The sequence below is a fragment of the Georgenia yuyongxinii genome, from assembly GCF_006352065.1.
Taxonomy (GTDB): Bacteria; Actinomycetota; Actinomycetes; order Actinomycetales; family Actinomycetaceae; genus Georgenia; species Georgenia yuyongxinii.
On sequence record NZ_CP040915.1, the window covers coordinates 1604613 to 1617190 of the forward strand.

General features: G+C 72.9%; 12 protein-coding genes and 1 tRNA gene. 8 read left to right on the forward strand and 5 right to left on the reverse strand.

The features are described from left to right. Nucleotides 1–11 precede the first annotated feature (11 nt). Nucleotides 12–1016: an aminoglycoside phosphotransferase family protein gene (locus tag FE374_RS07310; protein ID WP_139927900.1), complete on the reverse strand. Its 1005-nt coding sequence runs from the start codon at nucleotides 1014–1016 to the stop codon at nucleotides 12–14. Next, the gene (locus FE374_RS07315) at nucleotides 1013–1741 is read right to left on the reverse strand and encodes an HAD hydrolase-like protein (RefSeq protein ID WP_230978503.1); all 729 of its coding nucleotides are present in this window, start codon (nucleotides 1739–1741) and stop codon (nucleotides 1013–1015) included. Before FE374_RS07315 ends, FE374_RS07310 begins: the two co-directional genes overlap by 4 nt. Before the next feature lie 253 nt (nucleotides 1742–1994). On the opposite strand from FE374_RS07315, the gene FE374_RS07320 reads away from it, so the two are divergent. From FE374_RS07320 to FE374_RS07335, 4 genes are all read left to right on the forward strand, one after another. Further along, complete coding sequence (locus tag FE374_RS07320; RefSeq protein WP_139927901.1) at nucleotides 1995–2459, forward strand: hypothetical protein; 465 nt, start codon at nucleotides 1995–1997, stop codon at nucleotides 2457–2459. 57 nt (nucleotides 2460–2516) lie between these two features. After that, on the forward strand, nucleotides 2517–3428 hold the full coding sequence (locus tag FE374_RS07325) for a D-hexose-6-phosphate mutarotase (RefSeq protein WP_139927902.1): 912 nt from the start codon (nucleotides 2517–2519) through the stop codon (nucleotides 3426–3428). Between the two features lie 231 nt (nucleotides 3429–3659). Further along, entirely contained in the window at nucleotides 3660–4100 is a 441-nt protein-coding gene (locus FE374_RS07330; RefSeq protein ID WP_139927903.1) for a Fur family transcriptional regulator, read from the forward strand. After that, nucleotides 4097–5617 carry a catalase gene (locus FE374_RS07335; RefSeq protein WP_139927904.1) on the forward strand — a complete coding sequence of 507 codons (1521 nt, stop codon included), beginning with the start codon at nucleotides 4097–4099 and terminating at the stop codon, nucleotides 5615–5617. Before FE374_RS07330 ends, FE374_RS07335 begins: the two co-directional genes overlap by 4 nt. A 187-nt stretch (nucleotides 5618–5804) precedes the next feature. Here the strand turns inward: FE374_RS07335 and FE374_RS07340 are convergent. After that, nucleotides 5805–5890, reverse strand: a tRNA-Leu gene (locus tag FE374_RS07340). Nucleotides 5891–6104: 214 nt separating this feature from the next. Here FE374_RS07340 and FE374_RS19785 point away from each other — a divergent pair. The 3 genes from FE374_RS19785 to FE374_RS07355 all read left to right on the forward strand — a co-directional run bounded on the left by FE374_RS19785 (nucleotide 6105) and on the right by FE374_RS07355 (nucleotide 10877). Next, complete coding sequence (locus FE374_RS19785; protein ID WP_139927905.1) at nucleotides 6105–7187, forward strand: GNAT family N-acetyltransferase; 1083 nt, start codon at nucleotides 6105–6107, stop codon at nucleotides 7185–7187. Between the two features lie 67 nt (nucleotides 7188–7254). Further along, a complete protein-coding gene (locus FE374_RS07350) occupies nucleotides 7255–9402 on the forward strand; it encodes a M3 family metallopeptidase (protein WP_139927906.1) in 2148 nt (715 codons plus the stop codon). 116 nt (nucleotides 9403–9518) lie between these two features. Beyond that, a complete protein-coding gene (locus FE374_RS07355) occupies nucleotides 9519–10877 on the forward strand; it encodes a M20/M25/M40 family metallo-hydrolase (RefSeq protein ID WP_139927907.1) in 1359 nt (452 codons plus the stop codon). Nucleotides 10878–10899: 22 nt separating this feature from the next. Here the strand turns inward: FE374_RS07355 and FE374_RS07360 are convergent, their stop codons facing one another. Next, nucleotides 10900–11130, reverse strand: a complete 231-nt coding sequence (locus FE374_RS07360) for a DUF5703 family protein (RefSeq protein WP_221934802.1) — start codon at nucleotides 11128–11130, stop codon at nucleotides 10900–10902. Between the two features lie 93 nt (nucleotides 11131–11223). Between FE374_RS07360 and FE374_RS07365 the strand changes: the two genes are divergently transcribed. Continuing rightward, entirely contained in the window at nucleotides 11224–11502 is a 279-nt protein-coding gene (locus FE374_RS07365; RefSeq protein ID WP_139927908.1) for a DNA primase, read from the forward strand. A gap of 56 nt (nucleotides 11503–11558) precedes the next feature. Here FE374_RS07365 and FE374_RS07370 read toward each other — a convergent pair whose 3' ends face one another. After that, nucleotides 11559–12551 carry an aldo/keto reductase gene (locus FE374_RS07370; protein ID WP_139927909.1) on the reverse strand — a complete coding sequence of 331 codons (993 nt, stop codon included), beginning with the start codon at nucleotides 12549–12551 and terminating at the stop codon, nucleotides 11559–11561. Nucleotides 12552–12578: the final 27 nt, after the last annotated feature.

Sequence of the window (12578 nt, forward strand, 5' to 3'; positions counted from 1 at the left end):
CGACGCGCGCCTCAGAGCATCCGCGCCCAGGTGCGGGCCTGCGCCAGCTCGGCCAGGGCGCCGTCCCGGTCGCCCTGCACGGCGGCGCGCCACAGCGCCGACTCGCAGCTGCGGGCCAGCGCCCAGGCGGCCACCCGGTCGGCCTCCAGGCCCGCCGCCGCGCACAGCACCCGGGTGTGGGTGCGCAGGGTGGCGGGAGGGTTGTCGTCGGTGAACGGTGCGCCCACCTGCGTCAGCAGCGGCCAGGGGTCGTATGCCGGGTCGCCCAGGGCGGGCTTGGGGTCGATGGCCAGCCACGTGCGCCCGGTTCCGTCGCTCGCGGCGAGGATGTTGCCGGGATTGAGGTCCCCGTGGACCAGCACGGTGCGGGCGGCGGAGCCGGGCAGCTCCTCGAGCAGCCCCGCGGCCTCCGCGACCAGCCCGGTGTCCAGCTCGAGGGGACCGGCCAGGCGGGCCGCCCGGTCTTGCAGCAGCTCGGCCCAGGGCACCACCTGGGACGGCAACGCAGCCACGCCGTCGGCCGGGTGGGGAGCGTCGTGCAGGCGGGCGAGCAGCTCACCGGCGACGTCGAGCCGTGCCGGCGCCGGCCGCTCGGCGAGGAGACGGTCCTCCTCGAGGCCGTGCCCGGGACGGGCGCGGCGCAGCAGGAGCGTCCAGGCCTCGGTGTCGTCGTCCAGGAGCTCGACGGCGCCCTGGCCTGTCCAGGCGCGCAGCGCCGCGGCCTCGCCGGCCGCCTCCGGGTGCGGCAGGACGATCTTGACCACGGCGTCAGCGCCGTCCCGGGTGCGCGCCGGCGCGGTCCACGCTGTGGTACCCGGCTCGAACGGGGGCTCCAGCCGCAGGCCCCACCGGGTGCGGGCCCGGTCCACCAGGGCGGGCAGCCGGGTCAGCCAGGCTGCGCCGTCGGGGGTGGTCCCGGCGCCGCGACGCAGGGCGTCGGGGACGGGCACCGCCTCCGGGCCGGGGCCCGCGGGGGCGTCCCCGGGGCGATCCCGGTCCCCGGCGCGTGGGCTCATCGGCGCGCCGGCACCGGCTGGCCCAGGAGGGCGGCGAGCTCGGCGGCGTCGGCGACGACGGCGTGCGCGCCGTCCTCCTCGCCGGGCTGCCCGTAGCCCCACCGCACCAGGATCGCGGGGATGCCGTGCTCGGTGGCTCCCTCGACGTCGTGGTGACGGTCGCCGACCATCACGGCCCGGGAGATGTCGGCGCCGGCGGCAGCGAGCCCGGTGAGGGCGTCGATGACGATGTCGGCCTTGGCGCTGCGGGTCTCGTCCGCCGTCGCGCCGCGGATCACGGTGAAGTACCGGGTGAGCCCGGCGTGGGCGAGGATCGGCTCGGCCATCACCTGCGTCTTGGAGGTGGCCACGGCCAGCGGGACGCCGGCGGCGTGCAGCCGGGCGATGAGCTCGGGGACGCCGGGGTAGAGGTCGACGTCGAGCATCCGCTCGGTGTACGCGGCGCGGTAGTGCGCGACGACAGGCTCCAGGTCGGCGTCGCTCACGCCGGCGAAGCGCTGCAGGCCTACCCGGATCGGGGGGCCGACGAAGCGCAGCAGCTGCTCCGGCGTCTGCGCGGCGTAGCCGAATGCGGCCAGGGCCTCGGCGATCGAGCGGGTGATGGCCGGGCCGGAGTGGGTGATGGTGCCGTCGAGGTCGAAGAGCACCGCGGTCGGTCGCAGCCCGGGCCGCCGGGACGCGGCGGGGGCGGGGGCGGTGCTGGCGGGATCGGCGTTGACAGTCAAGGGAATACGTTCCTTCCGGTTCGCGGTCAGGGTAGACACGTCTCTGATTGCGGAACGCCGACGGCCATAGGGTGGATTCCGTGACCTTGGTGACGGCGCGGCGGCCCGGGGCCGTCCTGGACCGCGACGGGCTGCCTCCTACCTGGGGGCCCTCGATGGTCGGGGTGCGGCTGGGCCAGGCCTGGGAGGCCCCGCCGCGCGCCGGGCGGCGGCCCGGCAGGCATGGCAGGCTGACCTCTCGGAACGTGACAGCGTGAACGGGAGTGTCGTGGGCAAGGTCGGGACGTTGATCAAGGTCGCGGTGGCCGCGGGTCCCGCGGTCTGGGAGGCGGTGCGCCGGCTCGGCCCCACCCTCACCCGCCTGCGGGAGGAGAACCCGGAGATCTACAAGCTCGTCTCGGACCAGGTCACCCGCCTGGCCCGGACCCGCCGCGAGAGCCACGGACCGGAGGGGCTGCGCCGCCGGATCGGTGTCATGCGCGACCAGGTGGCCTACCTGCTCGCCTCGGCCGACGACGACGGCGAACGGCACCGGGCGCAGGACTGGCGCCGCCAGCTGGACAAGATCGAGGCGTCCCTCCCGCTGCTCACCGCGATGAGCCCGCAGGCCGCGGCGCGCGAGGCCCGGCACGTCGACGAGCGGATCGACGAGCTGTCCGCGGTGATCCTCTCGGCCTACGTCGACGAGCAGCGCGAGGACCACCAGCTCGAGCCGTAGGCGGCAAGTTCGTGCAACCGGTGTCGGCGGGCACGCTGGACAACTAGCGTCGTGCTCATGCCTGAAGACCTGATCGCTGTCGATCTGCCCGCCTCGGTCACCCGCACGGACGGCGAGGGTGGACTGCCCGTCCTCCGCGTGTCCACGCCCGTCGCCACCGGGGAGGTGTATCTCCACGGCGCTCACGTCAGTGCGTACACCCCGGCCGGTCAGGACCCGGTGATCTGGATGAGCAAGGCGAGCATGTTCGCCGCCGGCCAGCCGATCCGTGGCGGGGTGCCCGTCTGCTTCCCGTGGTTCGGTGCCGGACGTGAGGCCGGCATGGCCCCGGCGCACGGCTTCGCCCGGCTCGCCGACTGGACCCTCGTCGGCGCAGACGACGCCGACGGCGTCGTGCGCCTGACCTTCCGGCTCACCGATACCGACGTGGCCGCGCTGCCCGGGGTGGAGGCGTGGGCGCACGGCTTCGAGCTGACCTACGTCGTCACGTTCGGGCCCGAGCTGACCCTCGCGCTGTCGGTGCGCAACACGAGCGGGGAGGAGTACTCCTTCGAGGAGGCCCTGCACACGTACTTCCACGTCAAGGACGCCACCGCGGTGACCGTCGAGGGCCTGGACGGCGCGTCCTACCTGGACAAGGCACCCGGGGCAGGCACCGACCGGCTTAACCAGTCCGGGCCGGTGGCCTTCACGGGCGAGACCGACCGCGTGTACGTCTCCACGGGCACCGCCGTGGCGGTGGATCCGGGCAGTGCCCGGACGATCACCGTGGCCAAGGAGAGCTCGGCCAACACGGTCGTGTGGAACCCGTGGGCGGCCAAGGCTGCCGCCATGGCCGACTACGACGACGCCGAGTGGCCGACCATGGTGTGCGTCGAGACGGCGAACGCGCTCGAGCACGCGATCACGCTCGGCGCCGACCAGAGCCACACGATGACCGCACGGATCAGCGTGGCGCCGAAGGCCTGAGCGATGCCGGCGAGCCGGTAAGCCGGTGGCCCGCTGACGAACCCGCAGCCAGTGGCTGCGGGTTCGTGCGTTACGGCGAGGGAATGGCCATGGGCGGCACAGGCGGCTGGTACGGGCTGGACGCCGATGGTCGGGAACGCCGGCACCACGCGGCCCTGAATCACCGCGCGAAGCGGACTGGAACGGCTCCTTAACTTGAGTCATTCCAGTTAATCTGCTTGAATTGAATTTATGGCCGCCACCTTCCCTGAACTGCTCCGGCAGGCGGGCTTGCGCGTGACAGCGCCCCGCCTCGCCGTGCTGGCGGAGGTGGCCGAACATCCTCACGCGGACGTCGAGACGATCCGCCGGGGCGTGCTCGACCGCTTGGGCGCGGTGTCGACCCAGGCCGTCTACGACGTCCTCCACGCCCTCACCTCGGCCGGCATCCTGCGGCGCATCGAGCCTGAGGGCTCGCCCGGCCGCTACGAGATGCACCGCGGGGACAACCACCACCACCTCGTCTGCCGGGGGTGCGGGCGCCTCGAGGACGTGCCGTGCGCCGTCGGCGCCGCACCGTGCCTCCACGCCAGCACGGACCACGGCTTCGTCATCGACACGGCCGAGGTCATCTATTGGGGCACGTGCCCCTCCTGCCTGTCCGAAACCGTTTCCACGAAGGAGATCTCTTGACCCAGAGCAACGGCGCGCACGCGCCCTCCACCACCCAGTTCGGCGCCCCCGCCGTCTCGGACCGCAACTCGCTGAGCGTCGGCTCCAACGGCCCGCTGCTGCTGCACGACGTCCACCTGGTCGAGACCCTCGCGAGCTTCAACCGTGAGCGGGTGCCGGAGCGCAACCCGCACGCCAAGGGGTCCGGTGCTTTCGGTACGTTCGAGACCACCGAGGACGTCTCCCGCTACACCAAGGCCGCCCTCTTCCAGCCGGGCGCCACGGTGGACATGCTGGCCCGGTTCTCCACGGTCGCCGGCGAGCAGGGCTCGCCCGACACCTGGCGCGACGTACGTGGCTTCTCGCTGAAGTTCTACACGACCGAGGGCAACTACGACCTCGTCGGGAACAACACCCCGGTCTTCTTCGTGCGCGACCCGATGAAGTTCCCCCACTTCATCCGCTCGCAGAAGCGCACCCCCGCCTCCGGCCTGCGCAGCGCCGACATGCAGTGGGACTTCTGGACGCAGAACCCCGAGTCGGCCCACCAGGTCACCTACCTCATGGGTGAGCGCGGCCTGCCCAAGACGTGGCGGCACATGAACGGCTACGGCTCCCACACCTACATGTGGATCAATGCCGCGGGCGAGAAGTTCTGGGTCAAGTACCACTTCCACACCCACCAGGGCATGGAGTTTCTCAGCAACGAGGAGGCCGAGAAGCTGGCCGGCTCCGACGCCGAGTACCACCGCCGGGACCTGTTCGACGCCATCGAGCGCGGGGACCACCCGAGCTGGACGCTGTCCGTGCAGGTCATGCCGTACGAGGACGCGAAGGCTTACCGCTTCAACCCGTTCGACCTGACCAAGGTCTGGCCGCACGCGGACTACCCGCTGATCAAGGTCGGCACGATGACGCTGAACCGGAACCCGGAGAACTTCTTCGCCGAGATCGAGCAGGCCGCGTTCGCCCCGTCCAACACGGTGCCCGGCATCGGCGTCTCCCCGGACAAGATGCTGCTCGGCCGCGTGTTCGCCTACGCCGACGCCCAGCGCGCCCGCATCGGCACCAACTACCAGCAGCTGCCGGTCAACAAGTCGATCGCCCCGGTGCGCTCGTACACGTTCGACGGCAACATGACGTTCGAGCACTCCGGTGATGCCCCGGTCTACGCGCCGAACTCCTTCGGCCGCCCGTGGTCGGACGAGACGGGCCCGGTCAACGACGGCTGGGAGGCCGACGGCGAGCTGGTCCGCAGCGCCTACGCCCTGCACGCCGAGGACGACGACTTCGGCCAGCCCGGCACCCTCGTGCGCGAGGTGTACAACGACGCGCAGCGCCAGCAGCTCGTCGACACCGTCGCGGGCGCGCTGCTGGGTGTCCAGCACGACGTCGTCCTCCAGAACGCCTTCCAGTACTGGAAGAACGTGGACAACGAGATCGGCGACCGCATCCAGGCCGCCGTCCACGCCGGCAAGGGCGACCCTGAGGTCGGCCTGGACAACGAGGCCATCGACGAGCCCGTCGCGGCTCGCTGACCCACGGTGCCTTCGGGGCCCGGTGACCGTCGATCGGTCACCGGGCCCTTCGCGCGCTGCACGGGCGGCCGGCCCGCCGCACGCCCGACAGAGCCGTCGCCGCGCTCGGGATCAGGATGACGAACGACGAAGGCCCCGGCCCGGCGTTTCCGCCGGCCGAGGCCTTCGTCGTCGCTGTCTCAACGAGTGTCCGGAGGGGGACTTGAACCCCCACGCCCGATAAAGGGCACTAGCACCTCAAGCTAGCGCGTCTGCCTATTCCGCCACCCGGACGGGTGGTGCTCCGCGGTGTCGAGGCGGCCTTTCGGCCTCCCCGTTCCCCGTGGGCAACGCCGTAAAAGATAGCACGCAGGATGAGGCGTGATCGAACGCGCCCGTCGGAAACGGGGCTCAGGTGACCGATACCACAGACGGTACGGTGGACACCCGCAGCCCGCTGGTGAGGCCGTCGCCGGCAGGGCCCGCCGAGCAAGTACGGTCGGGGCCCATGGAACCCTTCGCGCTGCGCTCGGCCGACGGCACGCTCGAGCTCACCATCCCCACCGCCGCCGACGTGGGCCGGATCGCCGAGATCTGCGCCGAGCCCGACATCCAGCGCTGGACGACCGTGCCCAGCCCGTACACCCCTGGCGACGCCGAGGGGTTCGTGGGCGGCCTCGTCGCCGAGGGGTGGCAGCAGGGCTCGCCCACCTGGGCGGTGCGCACGGTGGACGACGGCGGGACGACCCTCGTCGGCATGGCGGGCCTGGCGGACGTGCGCGACGGCAGGGGCGAGCTCGGCTACTGGCTCGCCGGCGAGACCCGTGGCCGCGGCGTGATGACCCGCGCGGTGAGCCTCGTGCTCGACGCCGCCTTCGACCGGCTCGAGCTCGACACCGTGCTGTGGCGGGCCGACGTCGGCAACTGGGCGTCGTGGCGGGTCGCCTGGCGTCACGGGTTCCGCCACGAGGGCACCGTGCGCGCGCTCAACGCCAAGCGCGGACGGTGGGTCGACGGGTGGATCGGCACGCTCCAGCGCGGCGACATCCGCGAACCGGTCGCACCGTGGGACGGCCCCGACTCGCTCAGGGGTCCCGGCACGACGGCGCAGCTCGCCCCGGACCCGCGCGACCCGGAGGCGCTCGTGCGCCAGTTCCACCAGACCTACCGGCTGCCGGTCGTCGACGACGCCCCGACCGTCGACCGCGACCGCGTCCACATGCGCATGGCCCTGGTGGCGGAGGAGCTCGCCGAGCTCGTCGCCGCCGTCTACGGCGAGGCGGCAGGGTCGGAGATGTCCGCGGCGTTCACCCGGGCGGTGGCGGCCGACGACGGCACCCGGGACACCGTCGAGGCCGCCGACGCGCTGGGTGACCTCATCTACGTCATCTACGGCATGGCCCTCGAGTGCGGCATCCCGCTCGGTGACGTGCTGCGCGAGATCCAGGCCTCGAACCTGTCCAAGCTCGGCGCCGACGGGCAGCCGATCTACCGCGAGGACGGCAAGGTGCTCAAGGGCCCGGGCTTCTTCCCCCCAGACATCCCCGCCGTCCTGGCCCGGCACGGCTACCGCCCGCCCGCCCGCGGCTGAGCGGCGCGGGCGGGCACATCTGGACCCTCGCGAGCCGGTACCGGATCGAGGCGGCACAATGACCCGCATGCCTGCCGAGACCGTCGCCACCTTCGAGCCCGCCGGGGGAGCCGCCCTCGACGCCTCGAACCCCTTCGCCGCCCCGTCCGCGCTGCCGTACGGGCTCCCCGACTTCGCGGCCGTGGGGGTCGAGCACCTCCGGCCCGCCGTCGCTGCCGGCATGGCGGCCCAACGGGCGGAGTGGGAGGCGGTGGCCACCGACGAGCGCATGCCGGACGTCGCCAACACCCTCGAGGCGATCGAGCGCTCGGGAACTTTGCTGCGCCGGGTGATGACCGTCTTCCACACCCTCGCCAGCTCCGTGGGCGGGGACGAGATCCACGCCGTCGAGACCGAGGTGGCCCCGCGCCTGGCCGCCCACGGTGACGCGTTCTGGCTCGACCGGCGCATCTTCGACCGCCTGGAGTCCCTTGCCAACGCCGCGCCGCTGCTGGACCTCGACCCCGAGACGGCGTGGCTGCTGCACACCTATCGCAAGAACTTCCAGCGGGCCGGCATCCGCCTGGCCGACGCCCAGCACGAGCAGCTCCGCTCGCTCAACGGACGCATCGTCACCCTGGAGACCGAGTTCTCCCAACGGGTGGTCAAGGCCATGGAGGTCGGCGTCGTCCGGGTCGAGGACCCGGCCGAGCTCGCCGGGCTGGACGAGGGCACGGTCGCGGCACTCGCCCGCAACGCGGCCGACCGTGCCGGGTCCACGCTGGCCATGCCCGGCGGAGGCCACCTCGTCACCCTCATGCTGCCCACCCAGCAACCGCTGCTGGCCCGGGCCTCCCACCGCGGCCTGCGCGCCCGTCTCCTCGAGGCCTCCCTGACACGGGGCACCGGGGTCGACGCCGCCTCCGACACCCGAGCGGTGCTGCTCGAGCTCGCCCGGCTCCGCGCGGCACGGGCCCAGCTGCTCGGCTACGCCCACCACGCCGCGTACGTGGTCGAGGACGGCACCGCCGCCTCCGCCGACGTCGTGGGCGAGATGCTCGCCCGGCTCGCCGCCCCCGCAGCTCGTAACGCCACCCGCGAGGCGGCAGAGCTGCAGGAGATGCTCGATGCCGACCCCACCGTCCCCGACGGCACCCGGCTCGCCCCGTCGGACTGGACCTACTACGCCGAGCGGCTGCGCAAGGAGCGGCTTTCCTTCGACGACACCGTCCTGCGCCCCTACCTCGAGCTGGACCGCGTCCTCACCGAGGGCGTCTTCTACACGGCCGGCAAGCTCTTCGGTCTGACGTTCCGCGAGCGGGACGACCTGGCGGGGTACGCGGACGACGTGCGCGTGTGGGAGGTGCTCGAGGCCGACGGCACCGGCGTCGGCCTGTTCGTCGGCGACTTCTACGCGCGTCCGGGCAAGCGCGGCGGCGCGTGGATGCACAACCTCGTCGACCAGTCCGGCCTGCTGGGCCAGCGCCCCGTCGTGGTCAACAACCTCAACATCACCCCGCCCCCGCCGGGCATGCCCACGCTGCTCACGTGGGACGAGGTGCGCACCTGCTTCCACGAGTTCGGCCACGCGCTGCACGGACTCTTCTCGGACGTGCGCTACCCGTCCCTGTCCGGCACGTCAGTGCCCCGCGACTTCGTCGAGTACCCCTCCCAGGTCAACGAGATGTGGATGGCGCACCCCGACGTCGTCGCCCGGTTCGCCCGCCACCACGTGACCGGCGAGCCGCTGCCGGCCGAGCTGCTGGAGAAGGTGCTCTCCGCGGGCACCTACGGGCAGGGCTTCGCCACCACCGAGTACCTCGGCGCCGCGCTCCTCGACCAGGCCTGGCACCAGGTCGGCCCCGACCAGGTGCCGACCGAGCCCACCGAGGTGGAGGCGTTCGAGCGGGAGGCGCTCGACCGCGCCGGCGTCGGTCTAGAGCTCGTGCCCCCGCGCTACCGGTCGACGTACTTCAACCACACCTTCGGCGGTGGGTACGACGCGGGCTACTACTCCTACATCTGGTCCGAGGTGCTGGACGCCGACACCGTCGAGTGGTTCGAGGAGCAGGCGCAGGACGGCGACGGCGGGCTCAACCGGGCGGCCGGCACACGGTTCCGCGAGGCGCTGCTCTCCCGCGGGTACTCCCAGGACCCGCTGGCCTCCTTCCGCGAGCTGCGGGGCCGGGACGCGGTGATCGACCCGCTGCTCGTGCGCCGCGGCCTGACTCACTGACCTCCGTGAGATGTCAACTCCTCCGTGAGATGTCATCCGGGATTGCGCACCGCCCACGTCTGAAAGCTCCTTCGCGCCGCCGCCATGGGTGCGCCGGTGCTGGGTAGCCTTCGGGTGTGAGCACCCCCGACCCCGCACAGCCCTCGACCACCCCCACGCCCACCGCCGCGCTGCGGCCCGAGGACGAGGTCGTCGGCATCTGCCAGGACCTCGTCCGGATCGACACCTCCAACTACGGTGACGGCTCGGGGCCGGGGGAGCGGGCGGCCGCCGAGCACGTCGCCGCCCTCCTCACGGAGGTCGGCTGGGAGCCGGAGCTCATCGAGGCGGCACCGGGGCGCACCAGCGTGCTGCTCCGCATCCCCGGCACCGACCCCGACCGGGGCGCCCTCGTCCTGCACGGGCACACCGACGTCGTCCCGGCGCACGCCCCGGACTGGACGGTGCCGCCGTTCTCTGGCGAGATCCGTGACGGCATGCTCTGGGGACGCGGCGCCGTGGACATGAAGGACATGGACGCGATGATCCTTGCGCTGGTCCGGGACATGGGTCGCACCGGCTGGCGCCCACCCCGGGACGTCGTCGTCGCGCTGATGGCCGACGAGGAGGCCGGCGGCAAGTTCGGTGCCCACTGGCTGGTCGACCACCGCCCGGACGTCTTCGCCGGCGCCACCGAGGCGATCAGCGAGGTGGGCGGGTACTCGGTGGAGGTGGACGGGCGGCGGGTCTACCTGCTCCAGACCGCCGAGAAGGGCCTCGCATGGCTGCGCCTGCTCGCCGACGGGACGGCGGGCCACGGCTCCCAGGTCAACGAGGACAACGCCGTCACCCGTCTCGCCGGCGCCGTGCACCGGATCGGCACGCACGCCTGGCCGCTGCACCTGACCGGCACCGTCCGCCGGCTGCTCGACGGCGTGGCGGACCTCACCGGCACCACGTTCGACCCCGAGGACCCGGACGGCATCGACCGGCTCGTCGACGCGCTCGGCCCGGCGAAGAAGTTCGTCGGGGCGACGCTGCGCACTGGCGCGAGCCCCACGCAGCTGGACGCCGGGTACAAGGTCAACGTCGTCCCCGGCGCCGCGTCCGCGGCCGTGGACCTGCGGCCTGTCCCCGGCGAGGAGGAGCAGGCGCGCGCGACGCTCGCCGATCTCGCCGGCCCGGGCGTGCGGTTCGAGACGATCCACGAGGACCCCGGGTACGAGGTGCCCTTCGAGGGCGCCCTGGTCGACGCCATGGTCGCCGCCCTCGGCGTGCACGACCCCGGCGCGCAGGTGCTGCCCTACATGCTCTCGGCCGGTACCGACAACAAGGCACTGCGCCGCCTGGGGATCACCGGGTACGGCTTCGTGCCGCTCCGCCTGCCCGCGGACCTCGACTTCGCCGGGATGTTCCACGGCGTCGACGAGCGGGTCCCGGTGGACGCGCTGCGCTTCGGCACGTCGGTGCTCGGGCGGCTGCTGCGGACCTGCTGACGGCGCCCGCACTCCGCTGACCTCAGAGGGTGCTGTCCACCCGCATCGCCTTGCGGCGCAGCCACACCTTGCGCGACCCCCCGATGTACACGCGGGTCCGGGCCAGCTCCCAGCGGCCGTACTCGGCCTGCTCGGTGAGAAGCCGGCGTACGTCCCCGCGGCCCAGCGAGCCGGGCAGGGTAAGGGTGCGGTACTCGTAGTAGGTCGCGTTCAGCGACGCGCGACTCGACGCGTAGCGGCTCATCCTCGCCATCCGCACAAGCTCCTTCCAGCTGGTCCCCAGACCATACCCACCCCGGCAGGCGCAGGTCTGTTCCACACCTGTCCTGGCGCTAGGCTCTGGCTCATGGCTACCGACCCCCGTGCGGCGCTCGACCGACTCGTCGCCGCGTTCGAGGCACACTACGACGCTGTCGCCGCTGCGCAGGACAGCGACGCACCTGCCGTGGTCGCCGCGGCGAACACGCTGATGGACGCCTTCGACACCTACGACGACGCGCTGTTCACCGGCTTCGGGGTCGACACGCCATTCGACATCTACTCCGACGAGGACGAGGACTACGAGGACGACGACCTCGAGGACGAGGACGAGGACGAGGACCTGGACGACCTCGACGACGAGTGAGCCGAGCGGCCTCGCGGCCTGCCCGGTCAGCGGCGGTCAGCGGCGGTCAGCCAACCTCAGAAGCGTTCCGGGTAGCCGATCCCCGGGTTCGTGACCTCGTCCAGGACGGCACGGATGGGGGCGGGCAGCTCCAGGTCGTCCGCAGCGAGCACCCCGCGCAGCTGCCCCGCGGTGCGGGCCCCGGCGATGGCTGAGCACACGCCCGGCGCGTCGCGCACCCACGCCAGCGCCACCTCCAGGGCGCTGCGGCCGAGCCCGGCGGCGGCGGTGGTCACCGCCTCGACCACGCCGTGCGCCCGCTCGGTGAGGTACGGCTCGACGAACCCGCGCAGGTGCGGCGAGGCCGCGCGCGAGCTCGCCGGTACCGCGTGGCGGTACTTGCCGGTCAGCACGCCCCGCCCGAGCGGGGACCACGCCAGCACGCCGGTGCCCAGCGCCCGTGCAGCCGGCACCAGCTCCCGCTCGACACCCCGCTGGAGCAAGGAGTACTCCACCTCGACGGCGGTCAGCCCGGGGGCGCCCGGACCCAGCGGCCCGGCGGGGGAGAGCAGCGTGGCGGCCTGCGCCGTCGTCCATGCCGGGTAGTTGGACAGGCCCACGTACCGGGTGCGGCCCGTGCGGACGGCGTGCTCCAGAGCACCGAGGGTCTCCTGGAGCGGAGTCCCGGCGTCCGGGGACTGCACGAGCCAGAGGTCGAGGTGGTCGGTGCCGAGCCGGGTCAGCGAGGCGTCGAGGGTGTCGAGCAGGCTGCCGCGTGAGGCGTCGACCACGCCGCCGCCGTCGCGGGTGCGGCGGCTGCGCACGCCGGCCTTGGAGACGAGCACAAGGTCCTCACGGTCCACGGCACCGGCCAGCAGCGACCCGATGAGGCGCTCGGCGTCGCCGTCGCCGTAGGTGGCGGCGGTGTCGACGAGCGTGCCGCCGGCGTCGAGGAAGACCTCGAGCTGCTCGGCGGCCTCGTGCTCGTCCGTGTCCCGGCCCCACGTCATGGTGCCCAGGCCCACGCTGGAGACCGACAGACCTGTGCGTCCGACCCTGCGCTGCTGCATAGGCCAACGGTAGTGGCCGAATCGGGA

Bases quoted from the DNA above. Each gene is read 5' to 3' on its own strand.
- FE374_RS07370 (WP_139927909.1), bottom strand. From the start codon at position 12,551: ATGCAGCAGCGCAGGGTCGGACGCACAGGTCTGTCGGTCTCCAGCGTG.
- FE374_RS07330 (WP_139927903.1), top strand. From the start codon at position 3,660: ATGGCCGCCACCTTCCCTGAACTGCTCCGGCAGGCGGGCTTGCGCGTG.
- FE374_RS07350 (WP_139927906.1), top strand. From the start codon at position 7,255: ATGCCTGCCGAGACCGTCGCCACCTTCGAGCCCGCCGGGGGAGCCGCC.
- FE374_RS07360 (WP_221934802.1), bottom strand. From the start codon at position 11,130: ATGGCGAGGATGAGCCGCTACGCGTCGAGTCGCGCGTCGCTGAACGCG.
- FE374_RS07310 (WP_139927900.1), bottom strand. From the start codon at position 1,016: ATGAGCCCACGCGCCGGGGACCGGGATCGCCCCGGGGACGCCCCCGCG.
- FE374_RS19785 (WP_139927905.1), top strand. From the start codon at position 6,105: ATGGAACCCTTCGCGCTGCGCTCGGCCGACGGCACGCTCGAGCTCACC.
- FE374_RS07325 (WP_139927902.1), top strand. From the start codon at position 2,517: ATGCCTGAAGACCTGATCGCTGTCGATCTGCCCGCCTCGGTCACCCGC.
- FE374_RS07365 (WP_139927908.1), top strand. From the start codon at position 11,224: ATGGCTACCGACCCCCGTGCGGCGCTCGACCGACTCGTCGCCGCGTTC.